Genomic DNA, 19,559 nt, shown 5'->3' with positions numbered 1-19,559 from the left:
CATCAAAAACGGTGTATAATATTGCCTGCCATACTAGCGGAAAGCGCTGAGTAGCGCTAGCGCTAGTATGTTAAGATTTTCTGACCTTTGGGTTGCCTCACATTTTTATTTACTCATTTCATGTATAGAGTACTAACAGTCTCTTATTTTTCATTCGGTCAATCTTCTATCTATGATATCGCCTACCGCCAACCCTGATTTTTCTGCATTGTGGTCTTCTATTGATACGACTCTTTTGCTTCAACATCTCACTGACTTAGAAGATACAGCTTTAGAATGCCCTATGAGCACTCTAAAGACTTGCGCACTCAATTCTAAAATAAATACAAACCTAAAAGATTTAGCAGATCAATGGCAAAAACTGTCTAAGGAAAGTGCTTCTATAGAAGATACTGAAAAAGCAGCAACCAATTGGCTTATTTGTTTATTTAATACCGTGTTTGCCAAGCATCAAGTGATATTAGCATTTGGTGATGGTGAGCCAGAATATTTCCCTGCTCAGAACAATCAGCCAGCACGAATCGAGTTTGCTAACGGATTTTTTGCCAGTGCGCTGCATGAGCTAAGCCATTGGTGCGTCTCTGGCAAAGAACGTAGAGGCCTACCCGACTTTGGCTACTGGTATGCACCAGATGGGCGTTCAGCCTCTCAGCAGCAAGCATTTGAGCGCGTAGAGATTAAACCGCAGGCGCTTGAGTGTTTATTTACTCTTGCCTGTGGATATCACTTTCGAGTCTCACAGGACAATCTGTTTGCCGACTTCGATACCAGTGGTAGCACTTTTGCTCATGACGTTTATTTACAAGTTAAAGCTTATATTACCAAGCCAGTAACGCTGCCACGTGATGCCAAAACTTTGCTACGGGTATTATTAAGTGTTTGTAACGATAACTTAACCAACAGCTAGCCACTATAAATCTCTATAAGGTTAATGATAGCGATGCTTGTAAGATGTTAACGATTTCCTACCAACCGTAACGCCTTGCCAATAAACTTATATTTGCTTTAAGCTATACTGATAGATAAGTAGATTTTGTGGTGCAGCTAAGATAAAGCGAAGCTAGCAAAGGATTGACTCATTATTACTCTTGTTTCTTTCTTGCGTTATTTCTTTCTTGCGTTATTTATTTGATAACAACTCATCCACCATCTCAAAAGTATATAACCTATAATTATAAAACAAGGAACTATTATGCAAGTACTCTATATTCATCCCGAAAATCCGCAGCCACGTCTTATTGAGCAAGCCGCTGATTTATTACGCAAGGATCAATTAATCATTTATCCTACTGATACCAGCTATGCTTTTGGATGTCGTTTAGGCGCAAAAGACGCCCTCGAAAAATTAAAGCAAATCCGTGAGCTTGATGATAAGCATCAATTTACATTATTGTGCCGAGATTTAAGTGAAATTGCTAATTATGCAGCAGTAGATAATGTGCAGTTTAAGCAGCTTAAAGCTCATACGCCAGCTCCTATTACCTTTATTCTTAATGCCACAAAAGACGTACCAAAGAAACTGGCACATGCGAAGAAAAAAACCATTGGTATTCGTGTGCCAAGTAATCCTATCGCCCAAGCACTCTTAGCAGCCATGGACGAGCCTATCTTAACCAGCTCATTAATATTACCAAATCGCGATGATATACTTGATGATCCATTTGAAATAGAAGACCTGTTAAGCAACCAAATAGACGGTCTCATCAACGCAGGTATAAAAACCACTAAGCTAACCACTATTGTTGATATGACCAGTAGCCAGCCTGAAATCATCAGACAAGGTGCTGCTGACGTTAGTTCTTTGTTATTATAACTACTTATTTAAACGCATAAAAAAAAGCTCCAATCGATTGGAGCTTTTTTATGAATCATATATTCAGTATAAAATTAGTCACGATCAACTAATTCTACATATGCCATTGGCGCATTGTCACCATCACGATGACCGCATTTTACGATACGCAAATAACCACCTGGACGCGTCTGGTAACGAGGACCTAACGTGCCAAATAATTTGCCTACCATAGCTTTGCTACGCATACGGCTGAATGCTAAACGACGGTTAGCAACGCTGTCTTCTTTAGCCATGGTGATCAATGGCTCGGCAACGCGACGTAGTTCTTTAGCTTTTGGTAAAGTTGTTTTGATCAGTTCATGCTCAAATAATGAGTTAGTCATGTTCTGAAACATTGCCTTACGATGACTGCCGGTACGACCCAGCTTGACTCCACTCTTACGATGGCGCATAGTCAAAAATCCTTAAAGTTTAACGGCTACGATAAGAAAAGCGATCATCAACACGTAAATCAGCTGGTGGCCAGTTATCTAGGCGCATACCGAGCTCTAAATCTTTAGACGCTAACACGTCTTTGATTTCCGTTAATGATTTCTTACCAAGATTTGGGGTTTTTAGAAGTTCAGTCTCTGAACGTTGTACCAAATCACCGATATAGTAAATGTTTTCAGCTTTCAAGCAGTTGGCTGAGCGAACCGTTAGTTCAAGATCGTCCACAGGGCGTAATAGCACCGGATCAACCTCTTCTTTCTCTTTCACAGGCTCAGGCGCTTCTTCAGCTTCTAGGTCAACAAAGATAGAAATCTGTTGTTGTAAAATAGTGGCTGCTTTACGAATTGCTTCTTCTGGATCTATAGTGCCATTAGTTTCAAGCTCAATGATAAGACGATCAAGATCAGTACGCTGCTCTACACGAGCGTTCTCAACCTGATAGGCAACACGAAGCACAGGACTAAAACTTGCATCAAGCTTTAAGCGTCCAATTGCCTTAGTATCACCATCTTCACGGCGCTGGTTTGCTGGCTCATATCCACGACCCATTACTACGCGCAAACGCATCTTAAGATGACCACGATCACTCAATGTACCCAATACCAATTCTGGATTGATGATGTCAACATTGTGTGGTAACGCGATATCTGCAGCAGTAATAGTGCCTGGACCTTGTTTATCCAAGGTCAAAAATACTTCATTTTGGTCATGAAGTGTAATTGCCAAGCCTTTTAAGTTCAAAAGCAAGTCAAGTACATCTTCTTGTAGCCCTTCAAGCGTAGAGTATTCATGGTCAACGCCATCAATCTCAGCTTCAATGACTGCAGCACCAGGTAATGAAGATAACAAGATACGACGTAAGGCATTACCTAGGGTATGCCCAAAGCCGCGTTCTAACGGTTCGAGCGTGACTTTCGCAATCGTTTCATTAACCGTATCCACGTTAATGGCATTCGGCGTTAGAAACTCAGTTGCATTTAGCATCATGATGTCACCTCGATTTATTAAACTGGTTTAATTAACGTTAATTGCTCAATGCCATTTTCATGACATCGAGCAGTACGTCATTTACTTAGAGTATAGCTCAACGATCAAGCTTTCGTTGATTTCAGCAGGTAGATCAATACGATCAGGCGCTTGTTTAAACGTGCCTTGTAGTTTGCTGTGATCAACATCTAGCCATTCTGGAATACCACGTTGTGTCGCTAATTCGATAGCGTTTTTAATACGTAGTTGTTCGCGAGACTTCTCTTGGATAGCGATGACATCACCATCTTGAAGCTGAATTGATGGAATGTTCACACGAACAAACTCATCACGGCCAGCTTTTTTTACCATAACAGTACGATGACTGACTAGCTGACGTGCTTCTGCGCGAGTTGAGCCAAAGCCCATGCGATATACAACGTTATCTAGACGGCTCTCAAGCATGGCTAGTAGGTTTTCACCAGTAGCACCGCGCTTACGAGCAGCTTCTTTATAGTAGTTAGCGAATTGACGCTCTAGTACACCATAAATACGCTTAACTTTCTGCTTTTCACGCAGCTGTAGAGCATATTCTGAGGTCTTGTTACGGCTTACACCGTGTTGACCTGGTGGACGACCAGCTTTTTTCGTTTTAACATCGTATGGTTTAACACCAGACTTAAGGCCTAAGTCTGTACCTTCACGACGTGATAATTTGAGTTTTGGTCCAATATAGCGGGCCATTGTTATGTCTCCTATAAGCTTTTGGGATAAAAAGCTTCGTCTTTAATATTAGACGCGGCGCTTTTTCGGCGCACGGCAACCATTGTGTGGGATTGGGGTTACATCAGAGATGCTGTTAACTTTATAACCCAATGCACCTAGTGCTCTTACCGCAGACTCACGACCCGGTCCTGGTCCTTTGACCAAAACGTCGATATTCTTAACACCATATTCTTGAGCCGCTTTACCAGCGACTTCAGCTGCAACCTGAGCTGCAAATGGTGTAGATTTACGTGAACCACGGAAGCCTTGTCCACCTGAAGTGGCCCAAGCCAATGCATTACCCTGACGATCGGTAATCGTAACAATGGTGTTATTAAAAGACGCATGGATATGGGCTATGCCCTCCGATACTGAACGACGAGCCACCTTTTTGCGACTGCGAGTGTCTTTTGCCATCTTTTAGCTTCCTAAGTTAATTATCTTTTGAGAGGGCGTGTCGGACCCTTACGAGTACGAGCGTTGTTCTTGGTGTTCTGACCTCTAACTGGTAGGTTACGACGATGGCGTATGCCACGGTAACAACCAAGATCAACTAAACGCTTGATATTCATTGAAACTTCACGACGAAGATCACCTTCAGTCATGTAATTTGCAATTTGTGCACGGATAGCATCTAACTGTGTATCATCTAACTGACTAACTTTAGTAGTAGGGGCAATGCCAACTGCTTCTAATATTTTCTGAGCAGTGGTACGACCTACACCAAAGATGTAAGTTAGTGAAATAACAGCATGCTTATTATCCGGAATGTTTACGCCGGCAATACGAGCCATTGATTTCTCTCCATTAAAGAAAAATAAGCGTTATTTATCAATAAGGCATTATTCTTCAGAATTGTTGCTGTTAATACTAAATATATTATGGTCACTATCGCTGTTTTGGCTTAGTTAAAAGCCTAACCATTGACAGCATTACAAAATATTCTGCATAAACACGGCAAGTGGCGGATGATATCCCATCCGCCGTCATTTTTCAAGTATTAATTTAGATAGTAACAAAAGTTTAAAACTTTATGATACTAAATATTAACCTTGACGTTGCTTGTGGCGCGGTTCTGCTGTACAGATAATATGTACACGGCCTTTACGACGCACAACTTTACAGCTACCACAAATCTTCTTAACTGATGCTTGAACTTTCATAGCATACTCCTTGAAATATCGTACCGCTCATTTAAGGTTGAGTGGGCGATTGAATTAACGTCTGATCATGATATTGATGGGTCATCAAATGCGCTTGAATCTGCGAGATGAAGTCCATTACCACAACCACCATAATCAGTAAAGATGTACCACCGAGTTGAAAGGGCACACCAAACGATGACTGGACGACCATCGGCATTAAACAAATAACCGTCATATACATCGCGCCAATAAAGGTCAGTCGGTTTAATACATGATCGAGGTAACGCTGAGTTTGTTGTCCAGGGCGAATACCAGGGATATACGCACCACTACGCTTAAGGTTTTCTGCTACTTCACGCGGGCTAAATACCAATGCCGTATAAAAATAACAGAAGAAAATAATCATCGCGCCAAATAGTACTAAATATAGCGGTTGCCCTGGGGACAACACCAATGCCATATTTTGCAATATTTTTTGTACAAAAGTAGGATCAGTTGATTGACCAACCCACTGCCCTAAACTTGCAGGGAATAACAACAAAGAACTTGCAAAAATAGCTGGGATAACCCCTGCCATGTTCAGCTTCAACGGCAAATGTGATTGCTGTTGAGCGTATATCTTGCGACCTTGTTGCTGTTTTTGTGCATAGTTGACGGGGACGCGGCGCTGAGCACGTTCAATATAAACGATACCTGCAGTAACCGCGATGCCTAATAGTACAAAAATGAATAGTACAATCAGGTTCATCTGACCTTGATTGACCTGTTCGATAGACTGCGAAATCATACCTGGCGTACCAGCCACAATGCTCGCAAAAATAAGCATTGAGATACCATTACCAACGCCGCGCTCTGTAATCTGCTCACCAAGCCACATTAAGAACATCGCGCCCGCTACTAACGAAGTAACGGCTGGAATATAAAAAGTCAGACCAGAGGATAAGGTAAGATTTTGGCTGATTAAGCCAGCACACATTCCTAATGACTGTACTAGAGCTAAAGCAAGTGTCCCTTGACGGGTGTATTTGTTTAGCTTGCGTCGTCCCGCTTCACCTTCTTTTTTGAGGGCTTCAAGCGATGGCAGTACTGCAGACATCATCTGTACAATAATCGATGCTGAAATATATGGCATAATGCCAAGCGCCATAATAGACATACGCTCTAGCGCACCACCTGAGAACATATTAAACATGCTCAGAATGGTGTTTTCGTTGCGCGAAAACAGATCAGCCAAGTTAACTGGGTTGATACCCGGAACTGGAATATGTGACCCTAAACGATAAACAATCAATGCGCCGATTAAGAATAATAAACGCGTCCATAGCTCGTCATACTTGCGTATGAAGGCAAATGGATTAAGCGGTATACCAGCCGATGACATTGATTGTTTTGACACGTTACTACTCCTCGATGCTACCACCAGCAGCTTCGATTGCTTGCTTAGCGCCTTTAGTCACTTTAATACCTTTAAAGGTATAAGCTTTAGTCACTTCGCCTGACAACATTACACGAGCACGCTTCATATCATGACGGATAAGGTTAGCAGCTTTAAGTGTCTCAATGCTGACCACATCGCCTTCAATTTTATTCAATTCAGACAGACGGACTTCAGCAGTCGTCATTGCCATTCTACTGGTAAAACCAAATTTTGGTAGACGGCGATATAAAGGCATTTGACCACCTTCAAATCCTGAGCGTATGCTAGAACCTGAACGAGATTTCTGACCTTTTACACCACGACCACCAGTCTTACCAAGACCTGAACCGATACCACGACCACGACGTTGGGCAGTTTTCTTTGCGCCAACACCTGGTGATAATTCATTTAATCTAAGACCCATTACGCTTCCTCCACTTTTACCATGTAGTTGACGCGATTGACCATACCACGGGTTGAAGGAGTATCTTCTACTTCAACAGTATGATTAATACGGCGTAAACCCAATCCTTTCAAGCTCGCTTTGTGGCTCTTTAGGCGATGGGCACCCGATTTAAATTGAGTGACTTTCATTTTTTTCATCGTAACTCACCTAGTCTAAGTTAACCCAAGATTTCGTCTACAGATTTACCACGTTTTGCTGCCATCTTCTCTGGAGTTGACATATCACGTAAACCGTTAAACGTAGCGCGAACCACGTTAGCAGTATTGGTAGAACCATAACATTTAGTCAAAACATCTTTGACACCAGCAACTTCTAATACAGCACGCATTGCGCCACCAGCGATTACGCCAGTACCTTCAGATGCAGGCTGCATGTAGACTTTACTAGCACCATGACGTGCTTTGATCGGATGATACAAAGTTGCATCGTTTAGCTCAACAGTAATCATATTGCGCTTGGCAGCTTCTAGCGCTTTTTGAATAGCAGCTGGCACTTCACGTGCTTTACCGCGACCAAAACCAACACGACCATTGCCATCACCAACAACAGTTAATGCGGTGAAAGAGAAAATACGACCACCTTTAACTACTTTTGCGACGCGGTCAACGGTAACTAAGCGTTCTACTAAACCGTCTGTTTGCTCATTTTTATCATTTTTATCATTTCTAGCCATGATTAAAACTCCAATCCGTTTTCGCGAGCTGCTTCAGCTAAAGCTTTAACTCGACCATGATATTTAAAACCACTACGGTCAAAGGCAACTTTAGTAACCCCAGCTGCTTTTGCGCGTTCTGCGATCATTTGGCCTACAGACGTCGCTGCATCAGCGTTGCCAGTCGCGCCTGAGCGCAAGCTGCCGTCTAAGGTAGATGCCTGAGCAATCACTTCACCACCGTTCGGAGAGATAATCTGGGCATAGATGTGCTTTGGCGTGCGATTAACCGTTAAGCGATGTACGCCTAAATGACGGATATGCGCGCGGGTTTTCTTAGCTCGACGCAGACGAGCTGCTTTTTTATCAAACATTTCAACTCACCTTATTTTTTCTTAGCTTCTTTGCGAACCACATGTTCGTCGCTATAACGAATACCTTTACCTTTATAAGGCTCTGGTGGGCGGAAACCACGGATATTAGCCGCTGCTTGACCAAGCTGCTGCTTATTGTTTGATTTCAAAACAATTTCAGTTTGCGTTGGGGTTTCAGCTGACACACCTTCAGGTAGCGTATATTCTACTGGATGAGAGTAACCAACGTTTAGCGTTACTTTATTACCAGTAGCTTGCGCGCGATAACCAACACCAATTAATTGAAGACGTCTTTCAAAGCCTTCATTCACGCCAGTAACATAATTGTTAAGCAGGGCGCGCATAGTGCCAGTGTGCATCATGGCTTCTTTTGAATCGACTGTAGGTGAGAAAATGATCGCATCATCTTCCTGTTTCAGCTCGACCAATTCATGCAGGCGTAAAGACAAATTGCCGTTCTTGCCTTTCACTTCGACCTGCCGATCGTTCAAAGTAACGCTTACGCCGTTTGGCAGCGTCACTGGGGCTTTAGCCACACGAGACATAGGAATATTCCTTAAAAAATTAACTTCTTTATATTAGCGAAAAAACTAACAGGCTAAAAAGCCTGCTAGTTTAGCATAGTTGTTCCCATTAAGCACCATTCAATTTTATCAACTTCAAATGCTTAGCTTTCTTTAAGCTCATTGCAAATCATTATGGACTTACAACAACTCAAAGGGGTTCAAGTAGACTTTATCGTCTCATCACCAATAGCATAAATGCTAATTAGGCAACGAATGCAACGATTTCACCACCGATACCAGCAGCGCGTGCAGCACGATCGCTCATGATACCTTGGCTAGTCGATACGATAGCAACACCCATACCTTGCTTAACAGTAGGGATAGCGTCTTTACCGCGATGCTGGCGTAAACCAGGACGGCTAAAACGTTGGATAGTTTCGATGACAGCTTTGCCTTCGAAGTATTTCAGTTCAATAGTCAATGTGGCTTTATTGTTGTCTTGTTCAGTAACAACAGCGTTCGCTACATAACCTTCGCTAACCAGTAAATCAGCAATTGATTTACGTAATTTAGAGCTCGGCATTGCTACCGATACTTTGTTAGCCATTTGTGCGTTACGAATACGGGTTAGCATATCCCCAACGGTATCTTGCATACTCATATAGTTACTCCTTACCAGCTTGCTTTACGAACACCAGGCACATCGCCTTGCATGACACGCTCACGCAGCATATTGCGTGATAAGCCAAACTTGCGGAAGTAACCGTGAGGACGACCGGTGATAGCACAACGATTGCGCAGACGTACTGGTGATGAATTACGTGGAAGAGCTTGTAGCTCTAGCATCGCTTCCATACGAGTTTCGTCACTTGCAGTCATATCACTGATAGTTTCTTTTAGCTTGATACGCTTTTCAGCATATTTAGCAACCATTTTTTCGCGCTTTAATTCGCGGTTAATCATGCTCTTCTTTGCCATAACGTCTTTACCTTATTTAAATGGGAAGCCGAATGCTTTGAGTAACGCACGACCTTCTTCATCATTACCAGCTGACGTGGTGATTGTCACATCCATACCGCGAATACGATCAATTTTGTCAAAATCTACTTCTGGGAATACGATTTGTTCTTTGATACCCAATGAGTAGTTACCACGTCCGTCGAAGGCTTTAGGTGAAAAACCGCGGAAATCACGAATACGAGGAATTGCAATGGCAATGAGACGATCTAAAAATTCGTACATTTGCTCACCGCGTAGCGTTACTTTACAGCCAATTGGCCATTCTTCACGAATCTTAAAGCCAGCAACTGATTTACGCGCTTTAGTGACCACAGGTTTTTGACCAGCAATCGCGGTCATATCAGCTACAGCACCTTCAAGCAATTTCTTGTCTTGAGACGCGCCGCCTACACCCATGTTAAGTGTGATTTTAGTGATTTTAGGCACTTGCATCACATTCGCTAAACCAAGGTCTTCTTTGATTTGCTGCTTTAGTTCATCGTTATATAAAGATTTTAATCTTGCCATTACCATTACACCCTTAGTGTCTTACGCAGTCGCCACTACTTCACCGTTCGAACGATAGACGCGTTGTTTGTTGCCGTCTTCGCCGAACTGATAAGTAATACGATCAGCTTTTTGGGTTTGCGCATTTAATATTGCGACATTTGAGATATGCAGAAAAGCTTCTTGCTTAAGAATGCCACCCTCAACGCCAGTTGCCTGATTTGGCTTCTGATGTTTAGTAACAATATTAATGCCTTCAACTTTAATACGATCGTTTTTTACAGCTTGTACAGTACCTTGTTTGCCTTTATCTTTACCAGCAATCACGATAACTGTATCGCCTTTACGTAATTTTGACATGGATTACCTCACAATACTTCTGGTGCTAGGGATACAATTTTCATAAACTGATCACCACGTAGTTCACGAGTTACCGGTCCAAAAATACGAGTTGCAATCGGTGCTTTGTTTTGGTTCAACAATACCGCAGCATTGTCATCAAAACGCAGAACAGAACCATCAGGACGACGAACGCCTTTTTTGGTACGTACAACTACCGCATTCATCACGTCGCCTTTTTTAACACGACCGCGAGGAATGGCTTCTTTAACCGTTACTTTAATAATGTCGCCAACTGATGCATAACGACGATGAGAGCCACCCAGTACTTTAATGCACTGAACTCGCCTTGCACCGCTATTGTCTGCAACTTCCAGCATTGACTCAACCTGAATCATAGCGTTACTCCACACGTATGAGCAATAAAAACCAGTTGCTGCCGCTAGCACAGTATGAGTAGTCGGCATTTTAATATAAATAACCGCTGCTACTCTTAATGTGAGTGATATACGCTCGGCGCAATCAGCATCCTTAAAAAGGCGGCTATTTTAACAGCTTCTGGCTTTTAATGCAATTTACTTAGATTTTTTCTACTTTTTCAACCACATCAACCAAAGTCCAAGACTTGGTTTTTGAGATTGGACGCGTTTCTTTGATGCGGACAAGGTCGCCTTGTTGGCAAACGTTATTCTCATCATGAGCTTTGATTTTTGTAGAACGACGAAGCTGCTTGCCATACAAAGGATGACGTACAAGACGTTCAATCAAAACTGTGATGGACTTGTCCATCTTGTCGCTGACAACTCTTCCTGTCAATACGCTAGCATTAGCTGTTTGATTGTTATCGCTCATGAGTCGCCTCGTTGTTTCTCGTTAATCAAAGTCTGAATCTGAGCAATCGTGCGACGATTGCCTCTGACTTCATGGGTATTACCCAACTGACCAGTTGCTTTAGCCATACGAATACGGAAAGCATCAAGTTGCTTTTCATCAAGTAACTGGGTCAGTTCTTCTAATGATTTATCACGTAATTCACTGATCTTCATTACATTATCGTCCGCTTAACAATGGTAGTTTTAAAGGGCAGTTTTGCTGCAGCAAGCGTGAAAGCTTCACGTGCAAGCTCTTCTGGTACCCCTTCAATTTCATATAGCACTTTACCAGGTTTGATTTCGCATACCCAATATTCAACAGGACCTTTACCTTTACCCATACGTACTTCTAATGGCTTGTTGGTAATAGGCTTGTCTGGGAATACACGAATCCAAATCTTACCGCCACGCTTAATTTTACGAGTGATGGTACGACGTGCTGCTTCGATTTGACGGGCTGTCATACGACCGCGCGTCAATGATTTTAGACCAATTTGTCCGAATGCAACGGTGCTTCCACGATGAGCTAGCCCAGTGTTACGACCTTTATGCATTTTACGAAACTTGGTACGTTTTGGCTGTAACATAGTTTAACCTCTGTCTGAGTTTCGACGGTTTCCGTTTCCGCGACCACGGCGTTTTGGCGCACGAGTCTGCTCTTCTTTGACGGGATTGTAAACACTGTTCATACCGTCAAGGATCTCTCCGCGGAAGATCCAAACTTTTACACCGATGGTGCCGTAAGTTGTCTCTGCACGTACTGACGCGTAGTCAATATCAGCGCGAAGTGTATGTAATGGCACACGGCCTTCACGATACCACTCACTACGAGCAATCTCAGCACCGCCAAGACGACCAGACAGCTCAACTTTAATACCTTTAGCACCAGAACGCATGCTGTTCTGTACCGCGCGTTTCATCGCACGACGGAACATAACACGACGCTCAAGCTGGCTTCCGATACCGTCTGCTACCAAACGTGCATCAAGATCAGGTGACGTGATTTCTTCAATGTTGACCTGAGCAGGTACGCCCATGATTTTGGTCAATTCTTTTTGAAGTCTTTCGATATCTTCGCCTTTCTTACCGATAACAATACCAGGACGCGCAGTGGCGATGGTAATTTTAGCGGCACCAGTAGGACGCTCAATCATGATGTTGCTGATCATAGCGTTATCTAGCTTTTTGCGTAGATACTCACGAACTTGAATGTCGTTAATGAGGTATTCTGAGTATTGTTTAGGGTTAGCATACCAATTTGCATTATGCTTTTTTACAACACCAAGACGAATTCCGATTGGATGTACTTTTTGACCCATAACTTATTCTCCTACCTTTATAGTGATGTGACAGGTACGCTTACTGATACGATCAGCGCGACCTTTGGCACGTGGTAGGATACGTTTTAGCGTAATGCCTTCATCAACGTAGATGGTTGATACTTTAAGCGTATCAATATCTAAACCGTTGTTGTTTTCGGCATTGGCGATGGCTGAGTTAAGACATTTCTTAACAAACACAGCGCCTTTTTTATTACTATACGTTAGGATATCCAAAGCACGCTCGATAGATTTGCCACGAACTTCATCAGCAACGAGTCTAACTTTTTGTGCCGATATGGCGGCACCGCGTAATTTTGCAGTTACTTCCATGGTAAGCACCTTATCTCTTAGCTTTTTTGTCAATGCCGTGACCACGATACGTACGAGTCGGGGCAAATTCACCTAGTTTATGACCAACCATCTGCTCACTCACAATAACCGGTACGTGAGTACGGCCGTTGTGAACAGATAAAGTTAGGCCAACCATTTGTGGCAGAATCATCGAGCGGCGCGACCAAGTCTTAATTGGTTTGCGTGAGTTGGTGTCTAATGCATTTTCAACTTTAGCAAATAAGTGCGCGTCTATGAATGGACCTTTTTTCAATGAACGAGGCATGAAATTCTTCCTTTATTTCTTCTTGGCGCGGCGGCGGATGATCATGTTGTCAGTACGCTTATTGTGACGCGTTTTAAGTCCTTTAGACTTCTGACCCCAAGGGCTAGTTGGATGGCGACCTTTATTACGACCTTCACCACCACCGTGTGGGTGATCAACCGGGTTCATAGCGACACCACGAACAGAAGGACGAACACCACGCCAACGTGAAGCACCAGCTTTACCAAGTGATTTCAAGTTGTTTTCAGTGTTAGAAACTTCACCAATAACAGCACGGCAATTCACGTGTACACGGCGTGTTTCGCCAGAGCGCATACGTAGAATAGCATAAATACCGTCACGACCTAGCAACTGAACACTAGCACCCGCAGAACGAGCCATCTGTGCACCTTTACCGATTTTAAGTTCGATATTATGGATTACAGTACCTAGTGGTATGTTTTTTAGCGGTAAACAGTTACCTGGACGAATTGGTGATAATTCACCTGACATTACAGTATCGCCAACTACTTGCTTCTTAGCAGCGATAATATAACGACGTTCGCCGTCAGCGTACTTAAGTAAAGCAATATGCGCAGTACGGTTAGGATCGTATTCAATACGCTCTACTGTAGCTGGGATATTGTCTTTAGTACGTTTAAAATCAATAATACGATAATGTTGCTTATGACCACCGCCGATGTGACGAGTAGTGATACGGCCATTATTGTTACGACCACCGGTCTTGCTTTTTGATTCTAGAAGCGCTGCAAACGGACGACCTTTATAAAGGTGTGGATGCACTACTTTTTCAACAAAACGACGGCCTGGTGATGTTGGCTTTGCTCTTACGATAGGCATGAGTGTAATCCTTATTCGTTATTCGCTGTTTCACTAGTAGAAGCAGTCGTATTTGCGACCTCTTCACCAGCATCAGCCATTTGTACATCTTGACCAGCTTTTAAGGTAACATAGGCTTTTTTATAGTCATTACGACGGCCGATACTTTTACCAAAACGCTTTGTCTTACCTTTAACGTTCAATGTGTTTACTTTTAAAACTTCAACACCTTCAAACATCATCTCAACTGCTTTTTTAACTTCTAACTTAGTAGCGTTAGAGTCAATTTTAAATACCTGCACACCAAGTGAGTCGCCAAGCATTTGAGATTTCTCTGAGAATACAGGTCCTCTTAGGATCTGATAAAGTCTTGCGTTATTCATGCTAGTGCTTCCTCAAATTGTTTCGCAGCTTCGACTGTCATGATCACTTTATCAAAAGCGATCAAGCTCACTGGATCCACTTCACTTGTATCAAGTACATTGACATGTGGGATGTTTCGAGCAGCTAAGTATAAGTTTTCGTCAACTTCTTTGGTGACGATTAATGCACGTGATGCATTTAACTCACCTAACTTTGCGATAAGCTCTTTAGTCTTAGGTCCAGAAACGCTCAACTCTTCAACCAAGATCAAACGCTCTTGGCGAATCAATTCGGCTAGGATACACTGCATAGCACCGCGATACATTTTACGGTTGACTTTCTGTGACCAATCTTGTGGTTTGGCCGCAAATGTGCGTCCGCCCCCACGCCAGATAGGGCTACGAATAGAGCCTGCACGAGCGCGACCAGTACCTTTTTGGCGCCATGGCTTAATGCCACCGCCAGAAACTTCGGCACGGGTCTTTTGAGCGCGTGTACCTTGGCGAGCACCAGCAAGATATGCGGTGACGACTTGATGCACTAGTGCTTCGTTGAATTCACGACCGAAAGCCGTATCAGAAAGCTCAACTGCCGCCCCTGTAACTGTTTTTAAATCCACGTTAATCCCCTTGCTTAGGCTTTGACTGACGGACGTACGATGACATCGCCACCGGTGGCACCTGGGATAGCACCCTTGATGACAAGTAACCCATTTTCAACATCAACCGATATCACTTCTAGGCCTTGAACGGTAACGCGTTTGTTACCCATCTGACCTGGCATTTTTTTGCCTTTGAAGACTTTACCTGGTGACTGGTTTTGACCAGTTGAACCAATGGCACGGTGAGATACTGAGTTACCATGAGTGGCATCTTGCATGCTGAAGTTGTGACGCTTCACGCCGCCTTGAAAGCCTTTACCTTTACTGTTTCCTGTGACATCAACCATCTGACCTTGTTCAAACAAGTCAGCTAGGATCTCACCACCAATCTCACGACCTTCAAGATCGCTGTCATTGGCACGAAATTCCCAAACACCACGACCAGCGGCAACGCCGGCTTTAGCGAAGTGACCTTTTTGAGCTGCTGTTACGCGGCTGTCACGACGGGTGCCTGTGGTAATTTGGATGGCTTGATAGCCATCTACATCAGTATTTTTTACTTGAGTAATGCGGTTAGCACTGATCTCAACCACTGTTACAGGGATAGATGCGCCTGCCTCAGTGAAGACACGGGTCATGCCGCATTTTTTACCGACTAAACCGATCGCCATTTTAGACCTCTTTATATCTTATATTAATGGGTTGGGTGTTTATGTGCATTAACCCAAAGCAATTTGAACGTCAACACCCGCCGCTAAGTCAAGCTTCATTAGCGCATCCACAGTTTTATCGGTAGGTTGAACAATGTCAACCATACGCTTATGAGTACGGATTTCGTACTGATCACGAGCGTCTTTGTTAACGTGTGGTGAGGTTAGAACGTTGAAGCGCTCAATGCGAGTCGGCAACGGTACAGGACCACAAACTTGCGCACCGGTGCGCTTTGCAGTATCAACAATCTCTTGTGCAGATTGATCAATCAGACGATGATCAAAAGACTTAAGACGGATACGGATTCTCTGGTTAGCCATGCCAGCAAGCTCCTAATATGTGCTTTCGTCATTCTTGCTTTGCAAAGATATGACCAAAAGCCGTTTGGTTAAATATTTACTTAAAGCTGCCTTCTGTTCTTAACCAGAATGAGTTCTTTATCCGAACTTGTAGCGTGCCAAAAGCAAAATAGTTTAAAGCCCCGCCGACCCTTCCATAATAGGATGTCAGCAAAGGCATAATGAAATAGTGCTAGAAACGATGCTCTAGCTGTCATAGCGCCAGCTGTTTGATTGGCTGCGCATATATAATTCAGTGGTATATATTATACATAGTATTTCAGGCATTGCAAGAGCAATATCTATGGCATTTCAAGATATTAGGCTTTATAAACAACCTCACTTATAGCCAATAATTTGCGCCAAATATTTTAGTGATGGGCAAACCATTAGTCTAGAACGATATCGTACTGCTCTTGGGTATAGAGATTTTCGACATCAAAAGTAATCACTCTACCCAACAGATACTCTAAATCTGCTACCGTATCCGACTCTGAGGTGAGTAATAAATCAATGACTGCGGCATGGGCAACCACCGTAAACTTCTTAGGAGAATTATAGGTACGAGCACAGCGCATGATTTCACGGAATATCTCAAAGCAAACGGTTTCAGCGGTTTTGACAAAGCCACGGCCTTGACAAGTCGAGCACGGCTCACACAACTGCTGCCCTAGCGATTCACGAGTACGTTTACGGGTCATCTCTACCAAACCAAGTTCACTGACTTGGGTGATCTTCGTCTTGGCATAGTCTTGTGCCAGTTGCGACTGTAAACTCTCCAGCACGTCATCTTTATGCTGCTGCTCCAGCATATCAATAAAGTCTAGAATAATGATACCACCAAGATTGCGTAAACGTAGCTGTCTAGCGATGGCATGAGTGGCTTCTAAGTTGGTTTTGTAAACCGTATCTTCTAATGAACGTCCACCAACAAAAGAGCCTGTGTTGACATCAATCGTGGTCATCGCTTCGGTCTGGTCAATAATTAAGTAGCCACCTGACTTTAAGTCAACGCGACGTTTTAAAGCATCACGTAAATCGTCTTCAACCCGATGAACGTCAAATAAAGATTGCTCCGCGGTATAATGCACAATTCGATCATAGACGAAAGGCACGAACTCTTTAGCGAAATGCCTGACTTGCTCGTAGATTTGTGCATTATCAATGACGACTTTTGCGGTATCGGTATGTACTAGGTCACGAATCGAGCGTAGTGGTAGAGCCAACTCTTGGTAAATAAGCTCTGAGCTTTGATGATGATTGATTTCCTGACGACGCGCGCAGATAGTCCGCCAAAGCTGTAACAAATAATAAATGTCTTCTTCTAGTTTATCGACAGGCACGCGCTCGGCAGCTGTACGGGCAATCAATCCACCTTTTAGGTTGACGGTTTGCATCAAACTATTTAGCTCAGTCTTGAGACGGTTACGCTCTTCTTCGCCATCGATACGCTGTGATATGCCGATATGATCACTCGATGGCAAATATACCAGATAGCGCGACGGCAGAGAGACGTTGGTGGTCAGGCGAGCGCCTTTGCTGCCCAATTGGTCTTTTGTCACTTGGACAAGAATACGTTGGCTTTCGTGCAAGCGGTTCTGGATAAGGGTTTTAGAAACAGGAACGACATCGGTACTTTGCGCACTGACCACTGGCGGTCTGACGTCTAGACTATCAACACCGTTTTCCACCACAGTGTTGTCTGTATTCGTATCTGCCTCCTTCTTACCCTCCTCAGGTGCTTTATTTTTTCTTTCTACTACTGGGCGAGGCTCGCGCTGCATATCATTGACATGTAAAAACGCTGTCCGTGACTGACCGATATCAACAAAGGCCGCTTGCATACCCGGCAGGACACGCACAACAGTACCCAGATAGATATTACCGACCAAACCCAGTTTGTGATGTCGCTCAATATAGATCTCGCCCAAGATGCCGTTGTCTAGCACGGCGACACGCGACTCCATTGGACTAATATTAATCAGCAGCTCTTCGGACATAATGTTTTCTCTTATCTTTCAACTTTCTTGTTAGACAGTCATCGTCTATTAGATTTACAGTGTAACAAATGCAACTTGCTCTTGCCCATTACCCTAGCGTGTCGTTATGTGCAGACAATGAACGGCGGGCTTTTAGCGCATTGACAAGGGCTGCTCTACCATTGTGGCTTTTTAATGAGTGCCAGTATTTAGAATATCTTTAAGCAATGCCAGCGTTTGCGAAAGCGGCAAGCCGACGACATTGGTATAGCTACCATTGATACGGCTAACCCATGCAGCACCCAAACCTTGAATACCGTAGCCACCTGCTTTATCAGCAGGTTCGCCACTCTCCCAATAACAGCTCATCATCTCCGTCGTCAGAGGTATAAAGGTGACTGCCGTACGTTCGGTGAGTTGTTGTTGCTTGACGACTTGGAATACTGGCTCATGGCTTTCTGTATGAGTGTGCGTAGAAACTAAGGATACATGGGTAGCTTGTACTGCCGTCCATACTTCATGGGTATTATCTGACATTTGCTGCCACATGCGATAAGCGTGCTCGCGATCGGCTGGTTTTACCAGTACCGTCTGACCATCTGGTAGTATACCAATGGTATCAGAGGTCAAAATAATAAGCTGCTCAGCGAGGTTATCTTTGTTTGTTTCAACGGTGTTGTCATTTAGCTGTTGTACTGCGGCAGCCGCTTTGGCAGCGACCATGCGCTCAATATAGTTTTTTGGTAGCTCATTATCTTGTGGCGTTTCATCGATATCAACGCTCATGACCGTAAAATCCAGCTGCGCTCTAGCGAGCAACTCCCGACGACGCGGTGAACCAGAGGCTAAAATAATATCCATCGCTATTCTCTTATTTTATGATCATACCAATTATCAAAGGCACAGAGACTTTCAGGATTGGCAGCTCTCATGCTAAGCATAAATTCTACTGCCAATCATATTAACACTACTAATAACAGAGAGGCTCTCAAAAGCAATTATTGAGGTAGTAACTGAATTGATTAACGCGCAAATTTTCGTAACACTAAGAGCACTAGAGGCCAGCTGATTATACTCATCAATAAAGAAAAGGCAGACTGCGCGACAAAAATATTTTGGATAAACATCTGTAGCATCCACAAACTCAGTTGAAACAGCAGCAAGCCTAATGAGGCGATAAGCCAAGCATTGACAGTGTTTAACTTTCTGACATAAATGCTACTGATCTTGATAACAAGTGCCACCATCACAGCAGCAAAGGCTTGCTGACCTAAGTGGGTGTCCATCAAAAGGTCTGCCGCTAAACCAATGGTAAACGCGGTAAAGATACCAACGTAACGTGGCTGAAACAGCAGCCAAAAAATCAGCACCATGATCATAATCATGGGACGCAAGGTAGCCATACTAGGACTTAATGGATAGACATTGAGCGATGAGGCAACGACAAAGCTGGTAACAATCGCAATGAGCAAAATCCCGATTGGGTGCCTAGAGTCAGAATACGTCATGAATACC

General features: G+C 43.4%; 33 protein-coding genes. 2 read left to right on the top strand and 31 right to left on the bottom strand.

Translation table 11 applies throughout. From position 1 onward, the window contains the following. Positions 1–283: 283 nt before the first annotated feature. Together RH96_RS02125 and RH96_RS02120 are read left to right on the top strand one after the other, a co-directional pair. Positions 284–907 carry an elongation factor P hydroxylase gene (locus RH96_RS02125; RefSeq protein ID WP_227500930.1) on the top strand — a complete coding sequence of 208 codons (624 nt, stop codon included), beginning with the start codon at positions 284–286 and terminating at the stop codon, positions 905–907. Positions 908–1,192: 285 nt separating this feature from the next. Continuing rightward, on the top strand, positions 1,193–1,813 hold the full coding sequence (locus RH96_RS02120) for an L-threonylcarbamoyladenylate synthase (protein ID WP_010196739.1): 621 nt from the start codon (positions 1,193–1,195) through the stop codon (positions 1,811–1,813). Between the two features lie 74 nt (positions 1,814–1,887). Here the strand turns inward: RH96_RS02120 and rplQ are convergent, their stop codons facing one another. The 31 genes from rplQ to mreD form a co-directional block, all read right to left on the bottom strand. Further along, positions 1,888–2,247 (bottom strand): 50S ribosomal protein L17, encoded by a 360-nt coding sequence (gene rplQ / locus RH96_RS02115; RefSeq protein ID WP_010196736.1) that lies wholly within the window; start codon positions 2,245–2,247, stop codon positions 1,888–1,890. A 19-nt stretch (positions 2,248–2,266) separates the two neighbouring features. Continuing rightward, positions 2,267–3,274, bottom strand: a complete 1,008-nt coding sequence (locus tag RH96_RS02110) for a DNA-directed RNA polymerase subunit alpha (protein WP_021813386.1) — start codon at positions 3,272–3,274, stop codon at positions 2,267–2,269. Positions 3,275–3,355: 81 nt separating this feature from the next. Further along, entirely contained in the window at positions 3,356–3,997 is a 642-nt protein-coding gene (gene rpsD, locus RH96_RS02105) for a 30S ribosomal protein S4 (protein ID WP_010196731.1), read from the bottom strand. A 48-nt stretch (positions 3,998–4,045) separates the two neighbouring features. Beyond that, positions 4,046–4,435, bottom strand: a complete 390-nt coding sequence (rpsK, locus tag RH96_RS02100) for a 30S ribosomal protein S11 (RefSeq protein WP_010196728.1) — start codon at positions 4,433–4,435, stop codon at positions 4,046–4,048. 20 nt (positions 4,436–4,455) lie between these two features. Continuing rightward, positions 4,456–4,812: a 30S ribosomal protein S13 gene (gene rpsM / locus RH96_RS02095; protein WP_010196723.1), complete on the bottom strand. Its 357-nt coding sequence runs from the start codon at positions 4,810–4,812 to the stop codon at positions 4,456–4,458. Between the two features lie 252 nt (positions 4,813–5,064). Further along, positions 5,065–5,181, bottom strand: a complete 117-nt coding sequence (gene rpmJ / locus RH96_RS02090) for a 50S ribosomal protein L36 (protein WP_010196721.1) — start codon at positions 5,179–5,181, stop codon at positions 5,065–5,067. Between the two features lie 31 nt (positions 5,182–5,212). Continuing rightward, on the bottom strand, positions 5,213–6,544 hold the full coding sequence (secY, locus tag RH96_RS02085; RefSeq protein ID WP_173240232.1) for a preprotein translocase subunit SecY: 1,332 nt from the start codon (positions 6,542–6,544) through the stop codon (positions 5,213–5,215). A 19-nt stretch (positions 6,545–6,563) separates the two neighbouring features. Next, the gene (gene rplO, locus RH96_RS02080) at positions 6,564–7,004 is read right to left on the bottom strand and encodes a 50S ribosomal protein L15 (RefSeq protein WP_010196716.1); all 441 of its coding nucleotides are present in this window, start codon (positions 7,002–7,004) and stop codon (positions 6,564–6,566) included. Then, positions 7,004–7,183 carry a 50S ribosomal protein L30 gene (gene rpmD, locus RH96_RS02075; protein WP_010196714.1) on the bottom strand — a complete coding sequence of 60 codons (180 nt, stop codon included), beginning with the start codon at positions 7,181–7,183 and terminating at the stop codon, positions 7,004–7,006. The genes rplO and rpmD overlap by 1 nt, the downstream gene beginning before the upstream one ends. A gap of 20 nt (positions 7,184–7,203) precedes the next feature. Continuing rightward, the gene (gene rpsE, locus RH96_RS02070; protein ID WP_010196711.1) at positions 7,204–7,719 is read right to left on the bottom strand and encodes a 30S ribosomal protein S5; all 516 of its coding nucleotides are present in this window, start codon (positions 7,717–7,719) and stop codon (positions 7,204–7,206) included. Between the two features lie 2 nt (positions 7,720–7,721). Continuing rightward, on the bottom strand, positions 7,722–8,072 hold the full coding sequence (gene rplR / locus RH96_RS02065; RefSeq protein ID WP_010196708.1) for a 50S ribosomal protein L18: 351 nt from the start codon (positions 8,070–8,072) through the stop codon (positions 7,722–7,724). An 11-nt stretch (positions 8,073–8,083) separates the two neighbouring features. Continuing rightward, entirely contained in the window at positions 8,084–8,617 is a 534-nt protein-coding gene (rplF, locus tag RH96_RS02060) for a 50S ribosomal protein L6 (protein WP_010196707.1), read from the bottom strand. A gap of 223 nt (positions 8,618–8,840) precedes the next feature. Continuing rightward, positions 8,841–9,239, bottom strand: coding sequence for a 30S ribosomal protein S8 (gene rpsH, locus RH96_RS02055; protein WP_010196706.1), 399 nt, complete (start codon positions 9,237–9,239; stop codon positions 8,841–8,843). 11 nt (positions 9,240–9,250) lie between these two features. After that, positions 9,251–9,556 (bottom strand): 30S ribosomal protein S14, encoded by a 306-nt coding sequence (rpsN, locus tag RH96_RS02050; RefSeq protein ID WP_010196705.1) that lies wholly within the window; start codon positions 9,554–9,556, stop codon positions 9,251–9,253. Positions 9,557–9,568: 12 nt separating this feature from the next. Next, a complete protein-coding gene (rplE, locus tag RH96_RS02045) occupies positions 9,569–10,105 on the bottom strand; it encodes a 50S ribosomal protein L5 (RefSeq protein ID WP_010196704.1) in 537 nt (178 codons plus the stop codon). 21 nt (positions 10,106–10,126) lie between these two features. Further along, positions 10,127–10,444, bottom strand: a complete 318-nt coding sequence (gene rplX, locus RH96_RS02040) for a 50S ribosomal protein L24 (RefSeq protein WP_010196703.1) — start codon at positions 10,442–10,444, stop codon at positions 10,127–10,129. 8 nt (positions 10,445–10,452) lie between these two features. Next, positions 10,453–10,821 (bottom strand): 50S ribosomal protein L14, encoded by a 369-nt coding sequence (gene rplN / locus RH96_RS02035; RefSeq protein ID WP_010196702.1) that lies wholly within the window; start codon positions 10,819–10,821, stop codon positions 10,453–10,455. A gap of 181 nt (positions 10,822–11,002) precedes the next feature. Then, positions 11,003–11,275 (bottom strand): 30S ribosomal protein S17, encoded by a 273-nt coding sequence (gene rpsQ, locus RH96_RS02030; RefSeq protein ID WP_010196699.1) that lies wholly within the window; start codon positions 11,273–11,275, stop codon positions 11,003–11,005. Further along, the gene (gene rpmC, locus RH96_RS02025; protein ID WP_010196696.1) at positions 11,272–11,469 is read right to left on the bottom strand and encodes a 50S ribosomal protein L29; all 198 of its coding nucleotides are present in this window, start codon (positions 11,467–11,469) and stop codon (positions 11,272–11,274) included. Before rpmC ends, rpsQ begins: the two co-directional genes overlap by 4 nt. After that, positions 11,469–11,882 carry a 50S ribosomal protein L16 gene (gene rplP, locus RH96_RS02020; RefSeq protein WP_010196693.1) on the bottom strand — a complete coding sequence of 138 codons (414 nt, stop codon included), beginning with the start codon at positions 11,880–11,882 and terminating at the stop codon, positions 11,469–11,471. Before rplP ends, rpmC begins: the two co-directional genes overlap by 1 nt. A gap of 3 nt (positions 11,883–11,885) precedes the next feature. Beyond that, complete coding sequence (gene rpsC, locus RH96_RS02015; RefSeq protein ID WP_010196691.1) at positions 11,886–12,614, bottom strand: 30S ribosomal protein S3; 729 nt, start codon at positions 12,612–12,614, stop codon at positions 11,886–11,888. Between the two features lie 3 nt (positions 12,615–12,617). Further along, on the bottom strand, positions 12,618–12,947 hold the full coding sequence (rplV, locus tag RH96_RS02010) for a 50S ribosomal protein L22 (protein ID WP_010196689.1): 330 nt from the start codon (positions 12,945–12,947) through the stop codon (positions 12,618–12,620). Between the two features lie 10 nt (positions 12,948–12,957). Next, positions 12,958–13,233: a 30S ribosomal protein S19 gene (gene rpsS, locus RH96_RS02005; protein ID WP_010196682.1), complete on the bottom strand. Its 276-nt coding sequence runs from the start codon at positions 13,231–13,233 to the stop codon at positions 12,958–12,960. A 12-nt stretch (positions 13,234–13,245) separates the two neighbouring features. After that, positions 13,246–14,073 carry a 50S ribosomal protein L2 gene (rplB, locus tag RH96_RS02000; RefSeq protein WP_010196679.1) on the bottom strand — a complete coding sequence of 276 codons (828 nt, stop codon included), beginning with the start codon at positions 14,071–14,073 and terminating at the stop codon, positions 13,246–13,248. Between the two features lie 11 nt (positions 14,074–14,084). Then, positions 14,085–14,435, bottom strand: coding sequence for a 50S ribosomal protein L23 (rplW, locus tag RH96_RS01995; protein WP_010196677.1), 351 nt, complete (start codon positions 14,433–14,435; stop codon positions 14,085–14,087). Continuing rightward, a complete protein-coding gene (gene rplD / locus RH96_RS01990) occupies positions 14,432–15,034 on the bottom strand; it encodes a 50S ribosomal protein L4 (protein WP_010196673.1) in 603 nt (200 codons plus the stop codon). Before rplD ends, rplW begins: the two co-directional genes overlap by 4 nt. Positions 15,035–15,048: 14 nt before the next feature. Continuing rightward, a complete protein-coding gene (gene rplC / locus RH96_RS01985) occupies positions 15,049–15,687 on the bottom strand; it encodes a 50S ribosomal protein L3 (RefSeq protein ID WP_010196672.1) in 639 nt (212 codons plus the stop codon). Between the two features lie 48 nt (positions 15,688–15,735). After that, the gene (gene rpsJ, locus RH96_RS01980) at positions 15,736–16,047 is read right to left on the bottom strand and encodes a 30S ribosomal protein S10 (RefSeq protein ID WP_010196670.1); all 312 of its coding nucleotides are present in this window, start codon (positions 16,045–16,047) and stop codon (positions 15,736–15,738) included. Positions 16,048–16,454: 407 nt separating this feature from the next. Next, entirely contained in the window at positions 16,455–18,065 is a 1,611-nt protein-coding gene (locus RH96_RS01975; RefSeq protein ID WP_010196666.1) for an Rne/Rng family ribonuclease, read from the bottom strand. A 171-nt stretch (positions 18,066–18,236) separates the two neighbouring features. After that, positions 18,237–18,905 (bottom strand): Maf family protein, encoded by a 669-nt coding sequence (locus tag RH96_RS01970; protein ID WP_010196663.1) that lies wholly within the window; start codon positions 18,903–18,905, stop codon positions 18,237–18,239. 161 nt (positions 18,906–19,066) lie between these two features. Beyond that, positions 19,067–19,552, bottom strand: a complete 486-nt coding sequence (gene mreD, locus RH96_RS01965) for a rod shape-determining protein MreD (protein WP_010196661.1) — start codon at positions 19,550–19,552, stop codon at positions 19,067–19,069. Positions 19,553–19,559: the final 7 nt, after the last annotated feature.

Source organism: Psychrobacter sp. PAMC 21119 (assembly GCF_000247495.1).
Classification (GTDB): domain Bacteria; phylum Pseudomonadota; class Gammaproteobacteria; order Pseudomonadales; family Moraxellaceae; genus Psychrobacter; species Psychrobacter glaciei.
Note: the sequence above shows the minus strand (reverse complement) of the source record. Positions and strands in the feature narration are given on the sequence as shown.